A 21862-nucleotide genomic window follows, 5' to 3' on the forward strand; every position below is an offset into this window, starting at 1 on the left:
GTCGTGCGCATTCTTCCGTGAATTACGTCGGTATGCAATGGGAAACACGAAAGAATACAGCAACTTTTTCTCATTTTTCTGTGATTTGTTCTGCAAGTCGGGCAATACGCCTTGCCATTCCCCGGAAAATAAACAGGTGCGCCGGGATCATCAGTAGCCAGTAAATCAGGCCCGGCATTCCGTGTGGATGCCACCAGGCGCGCACGTCAATTTCGCGGTAGCAACCTTTATCGTGCAGCGTGAAGCTAAGCCGCCCCAGACCCGGCGCTTTCATGCCAAACAAGAGCGTGAGCTGTTTTTCTGGTTCGACAATGATCACTTTCCAGCTATCTACCGTATCGCCAGGCTTGAGCAAAGTATGCGACGGGCGGCCTTTCGCCAGTTTATGCCCCACCAGACGGTCCATCGCGGCGCGCGTCTGCCACAAAATATTGCCGAAAAAATAGCCCTCTTTGCCACCCAGCCGATTTACGACCTGCCAGAGCGCCGATAGGCTGGCCGGGGTCTGCGCGGTAAAGCCCGCCTGCTTTGGAAAATAGCCGTATTCGGGACGCCAGCGGGCGAAGGCCAGCGCGTCGTAGCCCCAGTCGCTGGAGTTCACCAGTTTTTCTTCTTCTTTCAGCGTGCGGCGAACGGCGTCGTCAAAGGTGATAAGCGTTTGGGGGATCAACTTTTTTAACGCGGCGTCATCGGCCAGCAAATCGTGCCTTAACCCCTGGATTAACGCTTTTGCGGTAGTCGGCGGCACGGAGGTAATAACGTTTAAAAACCAGACCGAAATCCAGCGGGTCGGAAAAGGCACCGGGATCAGCGGACGCCGTTTACCGCTGACGGCCATAAAACGTTCAAACTGCTGCTGATAGCTTAATACCTGCGGCCCGGCGGCTTCCAGAATACGATGCTCGCGTGCAGGGTGGTCCAGCAAGCCGACCAGGTAGTAGAGTAAATTTTCCAGAGCGATGGGCGTGGTGCGCGAACGCACCCAGCGCGGCGGCGTGAGTATTGGCAGGTTGTAAACCATGTCACGCATGACTTCGAAGGCGGCGGAGCCTGCGCCGACGATGATCCCGGCGCGTAATTCCGTCACCGGCACGCCTGCGTCGCGCAGCGTGTCAGCCGTAAGCTGGCGGGCGCGCAGGTGATCGGATTGCTCATGTGCCGGCGCCTGCAATGAACTGAGGAAAATAAGTTGTTTAACCGGCGTCTGGCGCAGCGCGTCGCGCACGTTGAGCGCCGCCTGACGTTCATGGGCGATAAAATCGCCGCCTTCGCCCATGCCGTGTACCAGATAGTAAACGGTATCAACGTCGCGAAGCAGCGCAGGTAAATTTTCCGGCCAGTGCAGATCGACCTTATGACAACTGACGTTGGCGAGGCGCTGTTTTTCCAGACGTTCCACGCGCCGCGCCGCCGCCCGCACCTGATGCCCTTGCTGACTTAGCGCACAGACCAGGTGCTGGCCGATATAGCCGCTGGCGCCGAGAACCAGAATGCGTTGCGCCACGTTGCTCTCCTTAGCGGGCTAAAAAGGCGCGCCAGTGGGCGACGACGTCGGCAAGCTGTTCGCGAGAGACATCCAGATGCGTCACCAGACGCACAATCGGCGCGGCGTTAATCAGGATATTCCGTTCCCGCAAATAGTCGCCAAGCGCGGCGGCCTGTGCTTCGCCAACGCGAACAAACAGCATATTCGTTTCGTGGCGCATGACCTCCGCGCCCGCTTCGCGAAGCTGCTGCGCCAACCAGGCGGCGTTATCATGGTCCTCTTGCAGACGCGCCACGTTATGCTTCAGCGCATACAGTCCGGCCGCTGCCAGAATCCCGGCCTGACGCATTCCGCCACCGACCATTTTACGCCAGCGCGTCGCGCGTTTAATGTAGTCGCGGTTACCGACCAGCAGCGAACCGACCGGCGTCCCGAGACCTTTTGACAGGCAGATGGTAAAAGAGTCGCAATACTGCGTAATCTCTTTTAACTCACAGCCGTAGGCAACCACCGCGTTAAAAATTCGGGCGCCGTCAACGTGCAGCGCCAGTCCACGTTCGCGGGTAAATGTCCAGGCGTCTTTCAGATACGCGCGCGGCAGCACTTTCCCGTTATGCGTATTTTCCAGACTGAGCAAGCGCGTGCGCGCGAAGTGGATGTCATCCGCTTTAATCTTCGCCGCCACGTTCTCCAGCGGCAGCGTACCGTCCGCGGCGGCGTCGATGGGCTGCGGCTGAATGCTGCCGAGCACCGCAGCGCCGCCAGCTTCATAGAGATAATTATGCGCGCCCTGACCAACGATATACTCTTCGCCGCGTTCACAATGGCTAAGTAGCGCGACCAGATTGGCCTGGGTGCCGGTGGGTAAAAAAAGCGCCGCTTCTTTACCGGAAAGGTCGGCGGCGTAGCGCTGAAGGGCGTTAACGGTAGGGTCATCGCCGTATACGTCGTCCCCGACCGGGGCGGTCATCATCGCCTCGATCATGGCGCGGCCCGGTCGGGTAACGGTATCACTGCGTAAATCAATCATGGCACATCCCTGGATTTTAAAAGGTTATGTGCACTGTTTTACCTTAGCCAGTTCGTTTTCGCCAGTTCGATCACTTCATCGCCGCGGCCGCTAATAATGGCGCGTAGCATGTACAGGCTAAAGCCTTTCGCTTGTTCCAGTTTGATCTGCGGCGGGATCGCCAGCTCTTCTTTTGCCACGACCACGTCAACCAGTACCGGGCCGTCAATGGAAAACGCGCGCTGTAGCGCTCCGTCCACATCTGCGGCTTTTTCCACGCGAATACCGGTAATGCCGCAGGCTTCGGCGATACGCGCGAAATTGGTGTCGTGCAGTTCGGTACCGTCGGTAAGGTAGCCGCCGGCTTTCATTTCCATCGCCACAAAGCCCAGCACGCTGTTATTAAAGACGACGATTTTTATCGGCAGCTTCATCTGTACCACCGAGAGAAAATCGCCCATCAGCATACTGAAGCCGCCATCACCGCACATCGCGATAACCTGACGACCCGGCGCGGTGGCCTGAGCGCCGAGCGCCTGCGGCATGGCGTTGGCCATTGACCCGTGGTTAAACGAGCCCAGCAGGCGGCGCTTGCCGTTCATTTTTAGATAGCGGGCCGCCCAGACGGTCGGCGTGCCGACATCGCAGGTAAAAATAGCGTCGTCAGCGGCGAAATGGCTAATTTGTTGCGCCAGATATTGCGGATGGATGGCTTTGTCGCTGAGTTTGGCTAAGTCATCAAGTCCCTTACGGGCGTCCCGATAGTGCTCCAGAGCTTTATCGAGGAATTTACGATTGCTTTTTTCTTCCACCAGCGGCAGCAGGGCGCGAAGCGTGGCTTTAATATCGCCCACCAGCGCCATGTCGACTTTGCTGTGCGCGCCAATACTGCCCGGGTTGATGTCAATCTGAATGATTTTGGCATCGCTCGGATAAAAGGCGCGATAGGGGAACTGGGTGCCGAGCAGGATCAGCGTATCGGCGTTCATCATGGTGTGGAAGCCAGAAGAAAAGCCAATCAGGCCGGTCATTCCCACATCATAAGGGTTATCGTACTCAACGTGCTCTTTGCCGCGCAGGGCATGAACGATTGGCGCTTTTAGTTTTGCCGCCAACGCGACCAACTCCTCATGCGCGCCCGCGCAGCCGCTACCGCACATCAATGCGATATTGCTGGAGTAGCGCAGCAGTTGCGCCAGTTTTTTCAGCTCTTCCTCCGCCGGCGTGACGACGGGGTGCGGGGCATGGTACCAATGAGTGACGGCGTTTTCAGGCGCGGGTTTCAGCGCCACGTCACCCGGCAGTACGACCACGGAGACGCCGCGGTTTAGCACCGCTTTGCGCATGGCGATGGCGAGCACCTGCGGGATCTGCTCCGGGCTGGAAACCAACTCGCAATAGTGGCTGCATTCACGGAACAACTCCTGCGGGTGGGTCTCCTGGAAATAACCGCTGCCGATTTCACTGGACGGAATATGGGCGGCGATCGCCAGAACAGGGACGTGGTTACGGTGGCAATCAAACAGGCCATTGATCAGGTGCAGGTTGCCCGGTCCACATGAACCGGCGCACACTGCCAGCTCGCCGGTAAGCTGCGCTTGTGCGCCGGCGGCGAAAGCGGCGACCTCTTCGTGGCGGGTTGGCATCCATTCAATGGTTCCCATACGATTAAGACTATCGCTCAGGCCGTTCAGGGAATCGCCAGTGACGCCCCAGATTTGTTTTACGCCAGCCTGTTCCAGCGTTTTGGCGATAAAAGCAGCAACGGTTTGTTTCATGGTTCTCCATCTCCTTAAATGTGATAACGGTTACAAGTTTAGTTGAAGATGACGATGACGTTTTTCTTTGGCGAAGAGAGGGGCGAAAGGATGAAGCGAGCGGCAAATCGCCCGGTAGCGCTGACGCTTACCGGGCCTATGATGGAACGTTTACCGATTATGCGAGAACAAGATCGCCCTGCGGATGGCAGGAGCAGGCCAGTACGTAACCTTCGGCAATCTCCGCCTCGCTCAGCGTCATGGTGCTACTCACCGTATAGTCGCCGGAAACGACTTTGGTTTTACAGCAGCCGCAAACACCTGCCCGACAGGCAGCGGCAACCGGTACTTTATTACTCTCCAGCGCCTCCAACAGCGTCGTACCGATCGGGGCATAAAATTCCTGCGCTGGCTGTAGCTTGGTGAATTTCAGGCCGCTGGTTGCCGTTTCCGCCACCGGCGTGAAGAACTTCTCTTTAAAGAAGCGCGTTACGCCAAGCGCTTTCACTCCCTGTTCGACGAAATCCATATAGGGCACCGGGCCGCAGGTCATGATGGTGCGCGATGCCAAATCCGGTACGCGCTGTAATAATTCCGTGGTCAGACGGCCCGCGACAAAACCTTCCGTGGCATGATTTTCCGCCACTAGCGTGACCGGATACTGTCGCCACTCGTCGGCAAAAATCACATCATCCGGCGAACGGACGTTAAAGATGACCTGCACGTCGGCCTGCGGGCGGTATTTCGCCAGCCAGCGACGCATCGACATGATTGGCGTTACGCCACAACCGGCGGCGAGCAGCAGAAATTTATCTTCTGTTTTATCGTCACAGGTAAAATCGCCCATTGCATCAGACAGCCAGATGTAATCGCCGCGCTTGATGTCATGGGTCAACCACTGTGAACCCGTGCCATCGTCAATCCGACGAACGGTCAGCGTAATATATTCACTGACGCCCGGCGTAGACGAAAGGGTGTAGGCGCGCAGCGTTTCCGCTGAATTACGCACGCTCACCAGCGCATACTGCCCGGCGCGGTAAGGGTAGTAGTCATGGCATAATAGCGCAATTGTCCATACATCCGGCGTCTCCTGACGGATGTGATGCACCTGCATTCGCCAGGGACACTGTGAGGTTGGCATCGTCATCATTGACCTCCTTACGCGCTCAGCAATTGCTTCATGTCTTCTTCAACAGTGGTCACGGAGCGCAGACCGAACTTCTCGTTGAGGATAGCCAGCAAATCCGGCGTGAAGAAGCCTGGTGCGGTCGGCCCGGTGACAATATTTTTCACGCCTAATGACAGCAGCGTCAGCAGAATCACGATCGCTTTCTGCTCAAACCAGGAGAGCACCAGCGACAGCGGCAGATCGTTGACGCCGCAGCCCAGTTTTTCCGCCAGCGTCACCGCCAGGATAATTGCGGAGTAAGCATCGTTACACTGACCGGCATCGACCAGACGCGGCAGCCCTTCGATGTCGCCGAACTCCAGTTTGTTGAAACGGTATTTACCGCACGCCAGAGTCAGGATCAGGCAGTCATCCGGTACGCTGGTGGCGAAATCGGTAAAGTAGTTACGCTCGCCGCGCGCGCCGTCACAGCCGCCGACCAGGAAGATGTGGCGCAGTTTTTCACGGCTGACCAGATCGATGAGCGTATCGGCAGCGCCGAGCAGGGTCTGACGGCCAAAACCGACGGTGATGAGATGCGGAATTTCGCTATACGGGAAGCCCGCCATTTGCTGCGCCTGGGCAATGACCGGCCCGAAGTCATCGCCTTCAAGATGGCTAACGCCCGGCCAGCCGACGATGCTACGGGTCCAGATACGGTCGTCATAGCTGCCCACGGTCGGGTCGATAATGCAGTTAGAGGTCATCACGATTGGGCCAGGGAAGCGGGCGAATTCGACCTGCTGATTCTGCCAGCCGCTGCCGTAGTTACCGACCAGATGCTTGAATTTACGCAGTTCCGGATAGCCATGTGCGGGCAGCATTTCACCGTGAGTGTAGACGTTAACGCCGGTGCCTTCGGTCTGCTCCAGCAGGTTGTAGAGATCTTTCAGATCGTGACCGGAGATCAGAATGCACTTGCCTTCAGTCGCTTTGACGTTGACCTGAGTCGGCGTTGGGTGACCGTATTTGGTGGTTTCACCGGCATCCAGAATGCTCATCACTTTGAAGTTCATCTGGCCGATTTCCATTGCGCACTCCAGCAGCGCGTTCATGTCAGCAGGCCAGGTGCCCAGCCAGGCCATGATTTTGTGGTACTGCGCGTAAATGTCGTTGTCGTATTGACCGAGAACGTGCGCGTGCTCCATATACGCCGCCGCGCCTTTCAGACCGTACAGGCACAGCAGACGCAGGCCGAGGATGTTCTCGCCAATGGCGGCTTTGTCTTTATTCGGGGTAAATTCCGCCGCCTGACGTTGCAGTTCGCCCAGATCGTCGCTGACCAGTTGCAGATCGGCCATCGGATTGTCGCAATGCGCATTAGCATCCACGCTCAGGCACTGCGCTTTCAACGCTTCACGCAAGGCAATCGCTTCACGGGCGTAGCCGACGATACGCGGAGAGTCGAAGTTAACGTTGGTCAGCGTGGAGAAAAACGCGCGCGGCGCAAAGTTATCAACGTCGTGATTAATGATGCCATATTCACGGGCCTTCACCGCCCAGGCAGACAAACCTTGCAAAGCCGCAATCAGCAGATCCTGCAGATCGGACGTTTCAGCGGTTTTACCGCACATTCCCTGCGCGTAAGAGCAGCCGTTTCCGGCTGGTGTACGGATGGTTTGTTCACATTGCACACAAAACATGGTCACACCTTTTAAAGTTATATTTAATATACATGTTTAAGGTTATGCCTGTGAACAAAGGGATAAAAGGGATTTCTGCCATAATGTGCAAGGAGATTGATTTAGCGCAATTTTGGCGGCAGATGCCTACCGCCAAAGAGGTATCAGGCCGAGAAGAACGCCATTAAGAGGGGGACCAGCAGGCTGAGGATAAAGCCATGTACGATAGCCGCCGGAACAATCTCTACGCCGCCGGAGCGCTGTAATACCGGCAACGTAAAGTCCATTGAGGTCGCTCCGCACAGGCCCAACGCTGTTGAACGGCTGCGGCGAACCAGACCGGGAATAAGCATAATGGCTAAGAGCTCGCGGGCCAGATCGTTAAAAAATGCCGCGCTGCCGATAACCGGTCCAAACGACTCCGTCAGCAAAATACCGGAAAGAGAGTACCAGCCGAAACCTGACGCCATCGCCAGGGCGGTTTTTAGCGGTAAGTCCAGGATAAACGCATTAATCACGCCGCCCAGTAATGAGCTTGCCACGACAACGACCGCGACCATCATTCCCCGGCGGTTAAGCACAATTTGCTTTAAGGTCATGCCGCTATTTCGTAGCTGAATCCCCACCAGGAACAATAAAAAGATCAGCGTATATTCACTGGCTTCGGTGGCGTGCTGTAAAACAGAGAGTCCGCTCAGGCCGATGACAAACCCCAATACCACTACGCCGCACAGTTGCAGCGACTCCAGCGCCATGGCAATACGCGAAGGCAGTTTTTCCTGCTGATGATGGTGACGCCACGGGAGGATACGTTCCAGCCACAATAAGGCGGCGATATTACACAATAAAATAATCGTAATACTGACGGCGGAATAATGAAAAATCGCCACCAGATTACTGGCGAGGTTATCCAAAAACGCCAGGCTTATTCCCATAAAAAAGAGAATAAGATACACGATCCAGCTCAGTAGCCGGTTAATGAGTTGTAATGCGGCTTTATGTCGCAGTGGAATGAGATAGCCCACAATCAGTGGAACCAGAATGATTAAAAGTCCTGAAAACATGAACAGCCGGGCCCTTTTTTATTGTTTGAATAGCGTACATGACACTACCGAATTCCAGACTATCAGTAAAGCGACACCGTCAGCCGTACATTTATCAGACATTTGCCCCAGGCAAAGGGGGGGAATATCACGCCTGGCGGACGCATTTGCCGTTATACTGCGGTGAATTTAATGGAGTGATGACGTTTTTCTGGAGGAAGCATGATTCTCGAACGCGTTGAAATAGTAGGATTTCGCGGTATCAACCGACTGTCGTTGATGCTGGAGCAAAACAACGTGCTGATTGGGGAAAACGCCTGGGGAAAATCCAGCCTGCTGGATGCGCTGACTCTGTTATTGTCGCCGGAACTCGATCTCTACCATTTTGTCCGTGAGGATTTCTGGTTTCCGCCTGGCGACATAAAAGGACGCGAGCATCACCTGCATATTATTCTGACTTTTCGCGAAACGCAGCCAGGGCGGCATCGGGTACGTCGTTATCGAGCGCTGGAAGCATGCTGGTCGCCTTGCGAGGATGATTTTCACCGTATTTTTTATCGGCTAGAGGGCGAATGCGGCGCCGATGGCAGCGTGATGACGCTGCGCAGTTTTCTCAATAGCGATGGGCAGCCATTACTGGTGGAAAATATTAACGATCAGGTGCGCCACCTGGTTCGTTTGATGCCAGTGCTACGTTTGCGCGATGCGCGCTTTATGCGACGTATTCGCAACGGTACGGTGCCCAATGTGCCGGATGTTGAAGTCACGGCCCGACAGCTGGATTTTCTGGCGCGTGAGCTGGCGACCCGGCCGCAAAATTTAACCGACGGGCAGATTCGTCAGGGACTGTCCGCGATGGTGCAACTGCTTGAACACTATTTCTCAGAGCAGGGCGCAGGACAGGCGCGTCACCGACTCATGCGCCGACGTTCGCAAAATGAGCAGCGTAGCTGGCGCTATCTGGATATTATTAATCGGATGATCGACAAACCGGGCAGCCGGTCGCATCGGGTGATCCTGCTGGGGCTTTTCTCCACGCTGTTACAGGCGAAAGGGACGCTGCGGTTACATAAAGACGCGCGACCATTACTGCTGGTGGAAGATCCGGAAACCCGTTTACATCCCATTATGCTTTCAGTCGCCTGGCAATTGCTCAATCTGTTACCGCTACAGCGGATAGCGACAACCAACTCAGGCGAATTGCTCTCGCTAACGCCGGTGGAGCATGTCGTACGGTTGGTGCGTGAATCTTCCCGCGTCGCCGCCTGGCGTCTGGGCCCGGGCGGGTTAAGCGCGGAAGATGGACGGCGCATCGCCTTTCATATCCGCTTTAATCGCGCATCGTCGCTGTTTGCGCGTTGCTGGCTACTGGTGGAAGGCGAGACGGAAACCTGGGTTATTAATGAGCTGGCGCGTCAGTGTGGTCATCATTTTGATGCGGAGGGCATTAAAGTCATTGAGTTTGCTCAGTCTGGCCTGAAACCGCTGGTGAAGTTCGCCCGCCGTATGGGAATCGAGTGGCATGTCCTGGTGGATGGCGACGAAGCGGGGAAAAAATATGCCGCGACGGTCCGCAGTCTGCTTAATAACGATCGGGAAGAAGAACGCGAACATCTCACGGCGCTGCCTGCGCTGGATATGGAACATTTTATGTATCGTCAGGGCTTTGCCGATGTTTTTCACCGGGTTGCGCAGCTTCCGCCTAATGTGCCGATGAATACCCGGAAAATTATCACTAAAGCTATCCACCGCTCGTCAAAGCCGGATTTGGCGATTGAAGTCGCGATGGAAGCCGGGCGGCGGGGAATTGACGCCGTGCCGCCGCTGTTCAGAAAGATGTTCTCGCGCGTGGTTTGGCTGGCGCGGGGCCGGGCGGATTAACGTTTGAATGTGGCCGGAACCTGTTCGACGACGCTATCGAGTAACGCATAGCGGCGGCGATACTCGGCCCGTTTTTTACTGGCGATCTCCGCTTCGCTTTTTCGGGCGATCGCCAGCGGTAGCGTATAGTAATTCCCTTTAATTCTTTCACCGCCTAACGATTCCCAAAACGCGTCATAGTCGGCATGCATTTGCGTCTTTTTATCCATGTATCGCCAGCTACGGTAAACGTGCGCATCGTTACTCACAGCTATAATCTTTTCTGCCTGAAAGACTTGCGCAAACTGACAGAGAGCCTCCATCACGATGCGTTTGGGAAAAAGACCATGGCAGGCTTTGGTCGCCTGCTGGATAATTTCGTGAGGGACGTCGTTTGCCGCGCCCTGTAATCCGCCGATAAATAGTGTGCGTTGTTGGTTAAAGCGACACAGAGTAAATGTGATCTCTGCCAGAATACGTAACTGTGCGTCGCGAACAACAATAGTGCTTTCACCTTCTTTATCCAGTGAGACCAGACTGACTAAATCAAGTTGAAACAACTCGCCGGTTTTAGTTTCAAATTTAGCAAGATTCAGGCCATACTGACTTAAATAGCTAACTTGTTGTTCCCGCGATAAAAGTTGGCGCATCTGTTGATAATGAAAACACAGAGCGTCTAAGGCGAAATCGCGTTTAATATTTACAGCCATATAAGGACGATGTAGCCGAATAGGCAAACGCGGCTGACGAGCAAGTAACGTATTTAACTCCGGCCATTGGGTGAGATTAGTCAGTAATTGGCTGGTCGCACGCGGCATGACTAGTGAGCGGATTAAAAACTTGCGACGAAAGCTGGCTTTACGCCAGAATTTTCCTGGCTGTAATTGCCCGCGCGTCAGACGAATAAATAATTGTAAAGGAGAGATGTAATCTGAAGTGTACCAGGTATTATCTGTAAGCTGTGTCATGATCGTAATCCGCGACATAAGATTGTCGAGATTGAACCACAGGAAACATTAACCAATCGTCAATACAGCCGACGCTATCTTTATTGCGTCAGGTTTGTTTAGATACGGTTTACTTTCTGGTTGAAATTTTGCCGTCAGGGTTTCTATGCGTGCTAAGGGAAAGAAATTTAAAAAGCGTTATCTGGTCATTATTTTAATTCTTTTAGTGGGGGGGATGGCTGGCTGGCGAATGCTAAATGCGCCGCTGCCAACTTATCAGACATTAATCGTGCGGCCAGGCGATCTTGAACAGAGTGTACTGGCGACTGGAAAACTGGACGCGTTGCGTAAAGTGGATGTCGGCGCGCAGGTGAGCGGCCAGTTGAAAACGCTGCTGGTCTCCATTGGCGATAACGTTAAAAAAGATCAGCTACTCGGCGTGATTGATCCGGATCAGGCGGAGAACCAGATAAAAGAGGTCGAGGCCACCCTGATGGAGCTGAACGCAGAGCGTCAGCAGGCAGCCGCTGAGTTAAAGCTGGCGCGGGTTACGCTGGCGCGCCAGCAGCAGTTAGCTAAGACTCAGGCGGTATCGCAACAGGATCTGGATACCGCGGCGACGGAGATGGCGGTTAAACAGGCGCGTATTGGCACCATAGATGCCCAGATCAAACGTAATCGGGCCTCGTTGGACACCGCGAAAACCAACCTGGAATATACCCGTATTGTTGCTCCCATGGCGGGGGAAGTGACGCAAATCACTACCCTGCAAGGACAAACGGTGATTGCAGCTCAGCAGGCGCCCAATATTCTGACGCTGGCGGATATGAGCACTATGCTGGTAAAAGCGCAGGTCTCGGAAGCGGACGTGATCCATCTTCGGGCGGGGCAGAAAGCATGGTTCACCATTGCAGGCGATCCGCAAACGCGCTATGAAGGCGTTTTAAAAGATATTCTGCCGACGCCGGAAAAGATCAACGATGCTATTTTTTATTACGCCCGGTTTGAAGTGCCGAATCCCAAAAGAATCTTGCGTCTTGATATGACCGCACAGGTTTATATTCAACTCATGGATGTCAAAAATGTGTTGATTATTCCTCTCGCCGCGCTTGGCGAACCGGTGGGCGGCAATCGTTATAAAGTGGCGCTGTTGCGTAACGGCGAAAAACGTGAGCGCGAAGTGATCATTGGCGAGCGTAACGATACAGACGTGGAAGTGGTTAAAGGTCTGGAAGCGGGCGATGAGGTGATCATCGGTGAGAGCAGGCCAGGAGCGACGCCATGACGGCATTGCTTGAACTGCGCAATGTGAGTCGCAGCTACCCCTCCGGAGAAGAGCAGGTGGCGGTGTTGAAAGATATCTCCCTGCAAATCCACGCCGGGGAGATGGTGGCGATCGTCGGCGTTTCCGGTTCTGGAAAATCAACGCTGATGAATATCCTCGGGTGCCTGGATAAACCGACCAGCGGCACTTATCGGGTGGCGGGGCGGGACGTCTCGACGCTGGACCCGGACGCGCTGGCGCAGCTGCGGCGTGAGCATTTTGGCTTTATCTTTCAGCGCTACCATCTGTTGTCGCATTTAACGGCAGCGCAAAATGTTGAAATCCCCGCCGTCTACGCCGGCATTGAACGCAAAAAACGCCAGGCGCGCGCCAGAGAGTTGCTTTTGCGGCTGGGATTAAGCGATCGCGTCGATTACCCACCTTCACAGCTTTCTGGCGGACAGCAGCAGCGTGTCAGTATTGCCCGCGCGCTGATGAACGGCGGACAGGTGATTCTGGCGGATGAGCCGACCGGCGCGCTGGATAGCCATTCCGGCGAAGAGGTGATGGCGATTTTGCGCCAACTGCGCGATCGCGGACATACGGTGATCATTGTGACGCACGATCCGCTGATTGCCGCCCAGGCGGAGCGGATTATTGAAATTCACGATGGCAAGATTGTCCATAATCCGCCCGCGCAGGAAAAGAAACGCGAACAGGGCGTTGACGCTGCCGTAGTTAATACGGCTCCCGGCTGGCGGCAATTTGCCAGCAGCTTTCGCGAAGCGCTGTCAATGGCGTGGTTAGCGATGGCCGCTAACAAAATGCGTACTTTACTGACCATGCTGGGAATTATTATCGGTATTGCGTCGGTGGTGTCGATTGTGGTGGTCGGCGACGCCGCAAAACAGATGGTACTGGCGGATATCCGCGCTATGGGCACTAATACGATTGATATTCATCCAGGCAAAGATTTCGGCGACGACAACCCGCAGTATCGACAGGCGCTGAAATATGACGATCTGGTCGCTATTCAGAAACAGCCGTGGGTTAACTCTGCGACGCCCAGCGTTTCAAAGAGCTTACGTCTTCGCTATGGCAATATTGATATTGCCGTAAATGCTAATGGCGTCAGTGGCGATTATTTTAACGTTTACGGCATGTCCTTTAGGGAGGGGAACACCTTCAATGCTGTACAGCAACAGGATCGCGCGCAGGTGGTGGTGCTGGATGCCAACACGCGACGCCAGCTATTTCCAAATAAAGCGAATGTCGTAGGGGAAGTGGTGCTGGTGGGTAATATGCCGGTTATTGTTATTGGCGTGGCGGAAGAGAAACCGTCCATGTACGGCAATAGCAATCTGTTGCAAATTTGGTTGCCCTATAGCACGATGTCAGATCGCATAATGGGTCAGTCATGGCTTAACTCGATCACCGTTCGTGTGAAAGATGGCGTTGATAGCGATCAGGCTGAACAGCAGCTTACTCGCCTGCTCACCTTACGCCACGGTAAAAAAGACTTCTTCACCTGGAATATGGACAGCGTCCTGAAAACGGCTGAAAAAACCACCTATACTCTTCAGTTATTTCTGACGCTGGTGGCCGTCATTTCGCTGGTTGTCGGCGGCATCGGCGTTATGAATATTATGCTGGTTTCCGTCACCGAGCGAACGCGTGAAATCGGCATCCGTATGGCGGTAGGCGCGCGCGCCAGCGATGTGCTACAGCAGTTTCTTATTGAAGCGGTGTTGGTTTGCCTGGTTGGGGGAGCGCTGGGGATTAGCTTGTCGATGTTCATCGCATTTATGCTACAGCTTTTCCTGCCCGGCTGGGAGATCGGTTTTTCACTGACTGCGCTGGCGAGCGCGTTTTTATGTTCGACGTTTACTGGGATACTGTTTGGCTGGCTACCGGCGAGAAACGCGGCGCGACTGGACCCGGTGGATGCGCTGGCAAGGGAGTAATCTTGCTGACGTCATTTGTCGGCCTGATAAGATGTAACAGTGTCGCTATCAGGAACTGGCGTTAAATAAAAATGCCAGCCGATCGGGCTGGCATTTTGCCTCCTGGATGTACACAATGAGACAGAGGAGCTATGCAACGGCCTCTGCTTCGATGGGCACGATGACGCTGGCGTGATTGCCTTTTGGCCCCTGGTGTACATCAAACCGGACAGACTGTCCGGCTTTAAGCGTTCTGTAACCATCCATTTGAATGGTGGAATAATGGGCGAAAATATCCTCGCCGCCGCCTTCAGGGCAGATGAAACCAAACCCTTTGGCATTATTGAACCACTTTACAGTACCCGTTTCCATGCTTCGACATCCTTCGTAAATCTTATATAAGTAAGATGGAATGAACCGGTGACGGAGTGGGGGCTGTTCAAAACCTCACCAACTCTCGACATTACAATTTAGAGAAATCAGGCGAGGCGTCAAGCATCAGGCAGGGGGGATCGGGTAAAAATGAATCAAAAATTTGAAGCAGTTAACGCTATTGCCGGGAATGTGACAGATGTCGCGGATGGTACTGATAGATGTTAGTTATCTATCAATTGAGGTAGATTGATTATGTGCATAGACTTTGGTCAGCGGCAGATTTTCCTGCCGACAACCGTAACCGATAATGACGACTGACGATGGGTAAGACGAACGATTGGCTGGATTTTGACCAGCTGGTGGAAGATAGCGTGCGCGACGCGCTAAAACCGCCATCTATGTATAAAGTGATATTAGTCAATGATGACTACACTCCGATGGAGTTTGTTATTGACGTGTTACAAAAATTCTTTTCTTATGATGTAGAACGTGCAACGCAATTGATGCTTGCAGTTCACTATCAAGGCAAAGCCATCTGCGGCGTGTTCACCGCCGAGGTGGCGGAAACCAAAGTGGCGATGGTGAACAAGTATGCAAGGGAGAACGAGCATCCGTTGCTGTGTACGCTGGAAAAAGCCTGAATGCAGGTATAAAAATTGGGGGAGGTGCCTATGCTCAATCAAGAACTGGAACTCAGTTTAAACATGGCTTTCGCCAGAGCGCGCGAGCACCGTCATGAGTTTATGACCGTCGAGCATCTGTTGCTGGCGCTGCTCAGCAACCCATCGGCTCGCGAAGCGCTGGAAGCATGCTCCGTGGATCTGGTGGCGCTCCGTCAGGAACTCGAAGCCTTCATTGAACAAACCACACCCGTACTGCCTGCCAGTGAAGAAGAGCGTGATACGCAGCCGACGTTAAGTTTCCAGCGTGTCCTGCAACGTGCCGTCTTCCATGTTCAGTCTTCCGGGCGTAGTGAAGTGACTGGCGCGAATGTGCTGGTGGCTATCTTTAGCGAACAGGAATCACAAGCGGCTTATCTGCTGCGCAAGCATGAAGTGAGCCGTCTGGATATCGTGAACTTTATTTCTCACGGGACGCGAAAAGACGAACCGAGCCAATCTTCCGATCTCGGCAATCAGCCAACTGGCGACGAACAAGCTGGCGGGGAGGAACGTATGGAAAACTTCACGACGAATCTTAACCAACTTGCTCGCGTGGGCGGCATCGATCCGCTGATTGGTCGTGAAAAAGAACTGGAACGCGCGATCCAGGTTCTGTGTCGTCGCCGTAAAAATAACCCGTTGCTGGTGGGGGAATCCGGCGTTGGCAAAACGGCGATTGCCGAAGGGCTGGCCTGGCGTATCGTGCAGGGCGATGTGCCGGAAGTGATGGCCGATTGCACCATTTACTCGCTGGATATCGGTTCGCTGCTGGCGGGCACCAAATACCGCGGCGATTTTGAAAAACGGTTTAAGGCGTTGCTGAAACAGCTTGAGCAGGATACCAACAGCATCCTGTTTATCGATGAAATCCATACCATTATCGGCGCTGGCGCGGCGTCGGGCGGACAGGTGGATGCGGCAAATCTGATTAAACCGCTGCTTTCCAGCGGCAAGATCCGGGTGATCGGCTCAACGACCTATCAGGAATTCAGCAATATTTTTGAGAAAGACCGCGCATTAGCACGCCGTTTCCAGAAAATTGATATTACCGAGCCTTCGGTGGAAGAGACGGTGCAAATTATCAACGGCTTGAAACCTAAGTACGAAGCGCACCACGACGTGCGTTATACCGCGAAAGCGGTGCGTGCGGCGGTCGAGCTGGCGGTAAAATATATCAATGACCGCCATCTGCCGGATAAAGCCATTGACGTGATTGACGAAGCGGGCGCTCGGGCGCGTCTGATGCCGGTGAGTAAACGTAAGAAAACGGTCAACGTGGCGGATATTGAGTCCGTAGTGGCGCGAATTGCGCGAATTCCTGAAAAGAGCGTCTCGCAGAGCGATCGCGATACGCTGAAGAACCTGGGCGATCGTCTGAAAATGCTGGTCTTCGGCCAGGATAACGCGATTGAGGCGCTGACCGAAGCTATTAAGATGAGTCGTGCCGGTCTGGGCCATGAGCATAAACCTGTCGGCTCCTTCCTGTTCGCCGGGCCAACTGGCGTAGGGAAAACTGAAGTTACGGTACAGCTTTCAAAAGCGCTGGGTATTGAGCTGTTGCGCTTCGATATGTCCGAATATATGGAGCGTCATACGGTGAGCCGTTTGATCGGCGCGCCTCCGGGATACGTCGGTTTCGACCAGGGCGGGCTGCTGACGGATGCGGTGATTAAGCATCCTCATGCGGTGCTGTTGCTGGATGAGATCGAAAAAGCGCACCCGGATGTCTTTAACCTGCTGCTGCAGGTGATGGATAACGGTACGCTGACCGATAACAACGGCCGTAAGGCGGATTTCCGCAACGTGGTGCTGGTGATGACCACCAACGCCGGCGTGCGAGAAACCGAACGTAAATCTATTGGTCTTATTCATCAGGACAACAGTACCGATGCGATGGGCGAGATCAAGAAAGTGTTTACGCCGGAGTTCCGTAACCGTCTCGACAACATTATTTGGTTCGATCATCTGTCTGGCGAGGTGATTCATCAGGTTGTCGATAAGTTTATCGTCGAGTTGCAGGCCCAGTTGGATCAGAAAGGCGTCTCCCTGGAAGTCAGTCAGGAAGCGCGCGACTGGCTGGCGGAAAAGGGCTATGACCGGGCGATGGGCGCACGACCGATGGCGCGTGTGATTCAGGATAACCTGAAAAAACCGCTGGCCAATGAGTTGCTGTTTGGATCGCTGGTTGATGGCGGACAAGTCACCGTCGCGCTGGATAAAGAGAAAAATGCGTTGACGTATGGCTTCCAGAGTGCGCAAAAGCACAAGCCGGAAGCCGCGCATTAATCTTCGTTTCACTGCCGTACAAACCGGGCCTTAGCGCCCGGTTTTTTTACGCCGGCTAATAGTTAGCCTGATGGCGTTGTGCTCGCGGTAGGCGGACAAGGCGCTTGTAAATTGCGTCATCATCCGGTAATCGACGGGGGGGTTAATGCGAAAAAAAGCCCGCCCCGCTGTGTGAAAAGGGATGCTGAAGCCGCTGTTACCAATGCCAAAAAACTAATCCTCTTCTCTGAAAAGAGTAGTCTTACACTTAGCACAAAGAATTCTTCTGTGATTATCCCATACCTGTATCAAACCAACATCGCTGAATTTCTCGTGACCACAACTGTAGCAGGATATTTTACTCATATTGTGTTTTTTAATATATTCATCTTTGGTTGGAAGTTGCTTCCAGTAGCCTATCAGTCCGGGCATAACCTCTCCTTGAGTGGTTTATGTAATTTTCAAACCATGATAATAATTGTATAAGAAATAGTTCATCATGAAATTATTTCTTGTCACATTTTCGAAAGCGAATGCTATTAGCATCACACTTTCTACGTTGTTATCAACGATAATGCTTTCGTACAGGTAGCTTAGCTGTTGGCAGTGCTATACCCCGTCCAATCATCCATCAACGCCACCCGTTTAGGCCATAACGTCCCACGCTGATACGCTGCTTCAGCCTTATCTGCCAACTGGTGCGCCAACGCATGTTCAATAACCTCACGTTGATAGCCCGTTGTTTCACCAGCCCACTCACGGAAAGTAGAACGGAAGCCATGCGGCGTTAAGTCGGTATATTCCATTCGTTTCAATACAGCCAATAACGACATATCAGAAAGTGTTTCAGCGCGAGGGGCAGGGAATACATGATTGTTATTTTTCAAACGCGGTAAGCCTTCTAATAAAGCAACGGCAGAATCAGACAGAGGAACTCGGTGCTTTTTTACTACCGAGAGATACTTATGCAAACTTTTCTAAAGCGTTTCAGGTAGGGGAGTGGGGCTGTTTTTACACAATCTATAGTAAGTTTAGTGTAGCAACCAAAGGTCAAAAACGAACCTTCATCAGGAAAATCACAGTAAAAACAAGAAGTTTAGATACAAAAGCCCGTACTTTCGTACGAGCTCTTTCTTGAATATGGCGGTGAGGGGGGATTGACTCGCTGCGCTCGCCCTTCGGGCAGCCCGTTCGCTGCGCGCCCGGTCTGTCCAACTGGCTGCGCCGCTACTCAGCCCATCCCTGGGCCTCGCCCCTTCGGGGCCAGAGCAAGCTCTGTTCAAAAACGCTCCCGGCGTTTTTGTGTCGAACCCCGGTCGGGTGTTCTCATCCCCCCTGTAGGGTGGCTTTATGTGAAAAAAAAGCCCGTACTTTCGTACGAGCTCTTTCTTGAATATGGCGGTGAGGGGGGGATTGACTCGCTGCGCTCGCCCTTCGGGCAGCCCGTTCGCTGCGCGCCCGGTCTGTCCAACTGGCTGCGCCAGTTGTCGAACCCCGGTCGATGGTTCTCATCCCCCCTTGGTTTGGGGGATATATATAAGCAAAAAGCCCGTACTTCTGTACAGGCTCTCAACTTAAATATGGCGGTGAGGGGGGGATTCGAACCCCCGATACGTTGCCGTATACACACTTTCCAGGCGTGCTCCTTCAGCCACTCGGACACCTCACCATATTGTATTGCTGCCTGACCACTTGGGGGGCAACGGGGCGTTACTATAGGGAGTTGCGCTAAAACGGTCAAGCAGAATTTACATATTCACTGTCGTTTGCTCATGCAATAGACATAATCCCCGCCCAAACTGGCGCGGGGAGGCAAATTAGCGCTGTGAATCCAACATTTCGTTGTTTTTCACCACATCCTGCGCTTTGCTGTAGCTTTCGATCAGCAGTTGATAGGCCGGGAATACCTGAGTATAAACGTCGGCCCAGGCGGCGGCGTCTTCACGGTTCCAGGTGCCTTGCAGCTCAGAGGCGACCGCGGCAGTATCCATCGGTACGACGCCAGCCTGTACGATACGCGCCAGGGTGATCTCCTGCGCCATCTTACTGTAGGTGCCGGATGCGTCGATCACGGCAAATACCTTATAACCTTCCGCTACCGCGCTAATGGCCGGGAATGCCATGCACACGCTGGTAATCGTCCCGGCAATGATCAGCGTCTTACGACCCGTCGCTTTTACCGCCTTAACGAAATCTTCGTTATCCCAGGCGTTAATTTCACCTTTGCGCGCAATGTACTGCGCATGTGGCGCATTAGCGTGGATCTCCGGGATCAGCGGGCCGTTCGGACCTTGCGGTACGGATGCCGTGGTAATGACCGGCATTTTCGCTAACGTCGCCATCTTCGCCAACGCCGCGGCGCGAGCGCGTAATTCCGGCATTGGCATATCGCCTACGGTCTGGAAAAGACCGCTTTGATGATCGATTAAAAGCATCACGGAATCGTTAACATCAATTACCGGGCGCAAACCATTAAAATTAGCAGGACTTGACATCGTGTTCTCCTTCATGTTTTCAGATTTGGCCAAAACGGCCGGAGTTGAAATCGCGGACTGCTTCTGCGATCTCTTGTTTCGTGTTCATAACAAATGGGCCGTAACCCACAATCGGTTCATTCAGCGGCTCGCCTGATAACAGCAATACGCTGGCGTCGCTGCTGGCCTCAAGGTGCAGCGTTTTCCCTTGCTGGCTCAACACCACCAGTTGCGCTTCGTTGACCGGCGTCGTGCCGTTCACCGTGATATTGCCTTTCAGTACCACCAGCGCGGTGCTCCATCCTTCCGGCTGTGCCAATGTAAGCTGGCGATTGCGTTGCAGGCGCATATCCCAGACATTGAGCGGCGAGAAAGTGTGCGCCGGGCCTTTTGTCTCTTCATAACGCCCTGCGATGACCCGCACGACTCCGGCGTCATCCGGCAACGTAACGGTCGGGATAACATCGTGGGTAATGCTTTGATAACCCGGGGTGGTCATTTTGTCCTTCATGGGAAGGTTAACCCACAACTGCACCATTTCCAGTTCGCCGCCCCGACGGGTAAACGCGTCGGAATGGAACTCTTCATGCAAAATGCCTGCGCCTGCGGTCATCCACTGAACGTCGCCCGGGCCGATAACGCCGCCGCGACCGGTAGAGTCCCGATGCTCGACTTCGCCACTATAAACAATCGTCACGGTCTCGAAACCGCGGTGTGGATGCTCCCCAACACCGCGTTTTTCATTACCCGGCGTAAATGTGTGCGGCCCGGCATAATCCAGCAGCAGGAAGGGACTCAACTGCTGCGCATGTGACTGATAAGAAAAGAGTGAACGAACCGGAAATCCATCGCCAACCCAGTGCGGGCGAGGTGCGGTATAGACGCCTGTAATCTGTTTCATGGTGTTCTCCTCAGTGGCGTTGTCTTGATGTGAATAAGCTTATATTCATGACAAAAGGTTCGGTAGTGGCTAAAATGGCTCATACCGTTCCATTAATAGGACAATGTAATGATAAAAACGGATCTCAATGATTTTGCGTGGTTTGTGCATGTGGTCGAAGAGGGGGGGTTTGCCGCGGCGGGGCGTGCGCTTGATGAACCAAAATCAAAACTGAGCCGGCGTATTGCGCAACTGGAGGAACGGCTGGGCGTGCGATTGATTCAGCGAACCACCCGGCAGTTTAACGTTACCGAAGTGGGGCAAACATTCTATGAGCACTGTAAAGCGATGCTGGTGGAAGCTCAGGCGGCGCAGGATGCCATTGCCGCATTGCAGGTAGAGCCTCGCGGTATCGTGAAGCTGACCTGCCCGGTGACGCTGCTGCATGTACACATCGGCCCAATGCTGGCGAAATTTATGGCGCGTTATCCTGATGTTTCGCTACAGCTTGAAGCGACCAATCGTCGGGTGGACGTCGTAGGGGAGGGGGTGGATGTGGCGATTCGCGTCAGGCCGCGCCCGTTTGAAGATAGCGACCTGGTGATGCGCGTCCTGGCTGACAGAGGGCATCGCCTGTTTGCCAGCCCGGATCTTATCGCACGGATGGGAATCCCTTCCGCGCCGGCGGAGTTGAGTCATTGGCCAGGGCTAAGTCTTGCATCCGGCAAGCATATCCACCGCTGGGAACTTTACGGCCCGCAGGGCGCGCGTGCGGAAGTCCATTTTACCCCTCGTATGATTACCACCGACATGTTGGCGCTACGCGAGGCGGCGATGGCGGGCGTGGGGCTTGTGCAGCTACCTGTCTTAATGGTGAAAGAACAACTGGCCGCCGGTGAACTGGTCGCGGTGCTGGAAGAGTGGGAGCCCCGGCGGGAGGTTATTCATGCTGTGTTCCCATCCCGGCGAGGATTATTACCTTCCGTACGCGCGTTGGTCGATTTTTTGACGGAAGAGTATGCGCGCATGGTGGAAGAGTAACCTGCTCGTCATTCATCGACTTAATGGACGCAAAAAAGGCCGGTTAAACCGACCTTTTATCCAGCC

At 53.9% G+C, this 21862-nt stretch carries 18 protein-coding genes, 1 tRNA gene, 1 other RNA gene and 1 pseudogene; 7 read left to right on the top strand and 14 right to left on the bottom strand.

Annotated features, from left to right (window positions below; all coding sequences use genetic code 11):
• Positions 1-70: 70 nt before the first annotated feature.
• The 6 genes from ACLJZ5_RS11710 to ACLJZ5_RS11735 all read right to left on the bottom strand — a co-directional run bounded on the left by ACLJZ5_RS11710 (position 71) and on the right by ACLJZ5_RS11735 (position 8106).
• Positions 71-1504, bottom strand: a complete 1434-nt coding sequence (locus ACLJZ5_RS11710; protein ID WP_024798103.1) for an SDR family oxidoreductase — start codon at positions 1502-1504, stop codon at positions 71-73.
• Positions 1505-1514: 10 nt separating this feature from the next.
• Positions 1515-2516, bottom strand: a complete 1002-nt coding sequence (gene ltaE, locus ACLJZ5_RS11715; protein ID WP_024798104.1) for a low-specificity L-threonine aldolase — start codon at positions 2514-2516, stop codon at positions 1515-1517.
• 38 nt (positions 2517-2554) lie between these two features.
• Entirely contained in the window at positions 2555-4273 is a 1719-nt protein-coding gene (gene poxB, locus ACLJZ5_RS11720) for a ubiquinone-dependent pyruvate dehydrogenase (protein ID WP_000815309.1), read from the bottom strand.
• 157 nt (positions 4274-4430) lie between these two features.
• Complete coding sequence (hcr, locus tag ACLJZ5_RS11725; protein ID WP_024798105.1) at positions 4431-5399, bottom strand: NADH oxidoreductase; 969 nt, start codon at positions 5397-5399, stop codon at positions 4431-4433.
• Between the two features lie 11 nt (positions 5400-5410).
• Positions 5411-7063, bottom strand: coding sequence for a hydroxylamine reductase (hcp, locus tag ACLJZ5_RS11730; RefSeq protein ID WP_000458785.1), 1653 nt, complete (start codon positions 7061-7063; stop codon positions 5411-5413).
• Between the two features lie 143 nt (positions 7064-7206).
• A complete protein-coding gene (locus tag ACLJZ5_RS11735; RefSeq protein WP_000491118.1) occupies positions 7207-8106 on the bottom strand; it encodes a lysine exporter LysO family protein in 900 nt (299 codons plus the stop codon).
• A 201-nt stretch (positions 8107-8307) separates the two neighbouring features.
• Between ACLJZ5_RS11735 and ACLJZ5_RS11740 the strand changes: the two genes are divergently transcribed.
• A complete protein-coding gene (locus ACLJZ5_RS11740) occupies positions 8308-9966 on the top strand; it encodes an ATP-dependent endonuclease (RefSeq protein ID WP_000599765.1) in 1659 nt (552 codons plus the stop codon).
• Here ACLJZ5_RS11740 and ACLJZ5_RS11745 read toward each other — a convergent pair.
• Positions 9963-10913 carry a VirK/YbjX family protein gene (locus ACLJZ5_RS11745; RefSeq protein ID WP_001519667.1) on the bottom strand — a complete coding sequence of 317 codons (951 nt, stop codon included), beginning with the start codon at positions 10911-10913 and terminating at the stop codon, positions 9963-9965. The genes ACLJZ5_RS11740 and ACLJZ5_RS11745 overlap by 4 nt on opposite strands.
• A gap of 145 nt (positions 10914-11058) precedes the next feature.
• Here ACLJZ5_RS11745 and macA point away from each other — a divergent pair, with 145 nt between their 5' ends.
• Positions 11059-12177, top strand: a complete 1119-nt coding sequence (macA, locus tag ACLJZ5_RS11750) for a macrolide transporter subunit MacA (RefSeq protein ID WP_001201754.1) — start codon at positions 11059-11061, stop codon at positions 12175-12177.
• Positions 12174-14120, top strand: a complete 1947-nt coding sequence (gene macB, locus ACLJZ5_RS11755; RefSeq protein WP_000125893.1) for a macrolide ABC transporter ATP-binding protein/permease MacB — start codon at positions 12174-12176, stop codon at positions 14118-14120. The genes macA and macB overlap by 4 nt, the downstream gene beginning before the upstream one ends.
• A 129-nt stretch (positions 14121-14249) precedes the next feature.
• On the opposite strand, the gene cspD is transcribed toward macB, so the two are convergent.
• On the bottom strand, positions 14250-14471 hold the full coding sequence (gene cspD / locus ACLJZ5_RS11760) for a cold shock-like protein CspD (RefSeq protein WP_000447499.1): 222 nt from the start codon (positions 14469-14471) through the stop codon (positions 14250-14252).
• 150 nt (positions 14472-14621) lie between these two features.
• On the opposite strand from cspD, the gene ACLJZ5_RS11765 reads away from it, so the two are divergent.
• From ACLJZ5_RS11765 to clpA, 3 genes are all read left to right on the top strand, one after another.
• A complete protein-coding gene (locus ACLJZ5_RS11765; protein WP_212742690.1) occupies positions 14622-14699 on the top strand; it encodes a hypothetical protein in 78 nt (25 codons plus the stop codon).
• A 95-nt stretch (positions 14700-14794) separates the two neighbouring features.
• Positions 14795-15115: an ATP-dependent Clp protease adapter ClpS gene (gene clpS / locus ACLJZ5_RS11770; protein WP_000520789.1), complete on the top strand. Its 321-nt coding sequence runs from the start codon at positions 14795-14797 to the stop codon at positions 15113-15115.
• A 30-nt stretch (positions 15116-15145) separates the two neighbouring features.
• Positions 15146-17422 carry an ATP-dependent Clp protease ATP-binding subunit ClpA gene (gene clpA, locus ACLJZ5_RS11775; protein WP_000934064.1) on the top strand — a complete coding sequence of 759 codons (2277 nt, stop codon included), beginning with the start codon at positions 15146-15148 and terminating at the stop codon, positions 17420-17422.
• Between the two features lie 213 nt (positions 17423-17635).
• On the opposite strand, the gene ACLJZ5_RS11780 is transcribed toward clpA, so the two are convergent.
• From ACLJZ5_RS11780 to ACLJZ5_RS11805, 6 genes and pseudogenes are all read right to left on the bottom strand, one after another.
• Positions 17636-17833 carry a hypothetical protein gene (locus ACLJZ5_RS11780; RefSeq protein ID WP_001117984.1) on the bottom strand — a complete coding sequence of 66 codons (198 nt, stop codon included), beginning with the start codon at positions 17831-17833 and terminating at the stop codon, positions 17636-17638.
• Positions 17834-17994: 161 nt separating this feature from the next.
• Positions 17995-18348: pseudogene (locus tag ACLJZ5_RS11785) on the bottom strand (tyrosine-type recombinase/integrase); the annotation flags it as partial.
• A 449-nt stretch (positions 18349-18797) separates the two neighbouring features.
• Positions 18798-18934: non-coding RNA, RtT sRNA (locus ACLJZ5_RS11790), on the bottom strand.
• Positions 18935-18982: 48 nt separating this feature from the next.
• Positions 18983-19070, bottom strand: a tRNA-Ser gene (locus tag ACLJZ5_RS11795).
• A gap of 148 nt (positions 19071-19218) precedes the next feature.
• The gene (locus ACLJZ5_RS11800) at positions 19219-19896 is read right to left on the bottom strand and encodes a hydrolase (RefSeq protein WP_000097893.1); all 678 of its coding nucleotides are present in this window, start codon (positions 19894-19896) and stop codon (positions 19219-19221) included.
• 19 nt (positions 19897-19915) lie between these two features.
• Positions 19916-20776, bottom strand: coding sequence for a pirin family protein (locus ACLJZ5_RS11805; protein WP_000809969.1), 861 nt, complete (start codon positions 20774-20776; stop codon positions 19916-19918).
• Positions 20777-20884: 108 nt separating this feature from the next.
• Between ACLJZ5_RS11805 and ACLJZ5_RS11810 the strand changes: the two genes are divergently transcribed.
• Positions 20885-21796 (top strand): LysR family transcriptional regulator, encoded by a 912-nt coding sequence (locus ACLJZ5_RS11810; protein ID WP_000597928.1) that lies wholly within the window; start codon positions 20885-20887, stop codon positions 21794-21796.
• The last annotated feature ends 66 nt before the right edge of the window (positions 21797-21862 follow it).

Source organism: Salmonella sp. 5800 (genome assembly GCF_046558195.1).
In the GTDB taxonomy this organism is placed as follows: domain Bacteria; phylum Pseudomonadota; class Gammaproteobacteria; order Enterobacterales; family Enterobacteriaceae; genus Salmonella; species Salmonella enterica.

Excerpts from the sequence above, each read along its gene's own strand:
- hcr (WP_024798105.1), bottom strand. The coding sequence starts at position 5,399 with ATGACGATGCCAACCTCACAGTGTCCCTGGCGAATGCAGGTGCATCAC.
- ACLJZ5_RS11740 (WP_000599765.1), top strand. The coding sequence starts at position 8,308 with ATGATTCTCGAACGCGTTGAAATAGTAGGATTTCGCGGTATCAACCGA.
- ACLJZ5_RS11810 (WP_000597928.1), top strand. The coding sequence starts at position 20,885 with ATGATAAAAACGGATCTCAATGATTTTGCGTGGTTTGTGCATGTGGTC.
- ACLJZ5_RS11780 (WP_001117984.1), bottom strand. The coding sequence starts at position 17,833 with ATGCCCGGACTGATAGGCTACTGGAAGCAACTTCCAACCAAAGATGAA.
- macB (WP_000125893.1), top strand. The coding sequence starts at position 12,174 with ATGACGGCATTGCTTGAACTGCGCAATGTGAGTCGCAGCTACCCCTCC.
- ACLJZ5_RS11735 (WP_000491118.1), bottom strand. The coding sequence starts at position 8,106 with ATGTTTTCAGGACTTTTAATCATTCTGGTTCCACTGATTGTGGGCTAT.
- poxB (WP_000815309.1), bottom strand. The coding sequence starts at position 4,273 with ATGAAACAAACCGTTGCTGCTTTTATCGCCAAAACGCTGGAACAGGCT.
- hcp (WP_000458785.1), bottom strand. The coding sequence starts at position 7,063 with ATGTTTTGTGTGCAATGTGAACAAACCATCCGTACACCAGCCGGAAAC.
- ACLJZ5_RS11745 (WP_001519667.1), bottom strand. The coding sequence starts at position 10,913 with ATGACACAGCTTACAGATAATACCTGGTACACTTCAGATTACATCTCT.
- ACLJZ5_RS11800 (WP_000097893.1), bottom strand. The coding sequence starts at position 19,896 with ATGTCAAGTCCTGCTAATTTTAATGGTTTGCGCCCGGTAATTGATGTT.
- macA (WP_001201754.1), top strand. The coding sequence starts at position 11,059 with ATGCGTGCTAAGGGAAAGAAATTTAAAAAGCGTTATCTGGTCATTATT.
- ltaE (WP_024798104.1), bottom strand. The coding sequence starts at position 2,516 with ATGATTGATTTACGCAGTGATACCGTTACCCGACCGGGCCGCGCCATG.
- ACLJZ5_RS11805 (WP_000809969.1), bottom strand. The coding sequence starts at position 20,776 with ATGAAACAGATTACAGGCGTCTATACCGCACCTCGCCCGCACTGGGTT.
- clpA (WP_000934064.1), top strand. The coding sequence starts at position 15,146 with ATGCTCAATCAAGAACTGGAACTCAGTTTAAACATGGCTTTCGCCAGA.
- ACLJZ5_RS11765 (WP_212742690.1), top strand. The coding sequence starts at position 14,622 with ATGAATCAAAAATTTGAAGCAGTTAACGCTATTGCCGGGAATGTGACA.
- cspD (WP_000447499.1), bottom strand. The coding sequence starts at position 14,471 with ATGGAAACGGGTACTGTAAAGTGGTTCAATAATGCCAAAGGGTTTGGT.
- clpS (WP_000520789.1), top strand. The coding sequence starts at position 14,795 with ATGGGTAAGACGAACGATTGGCTGGATTTTGACCAGCTGGTGGAAGAT.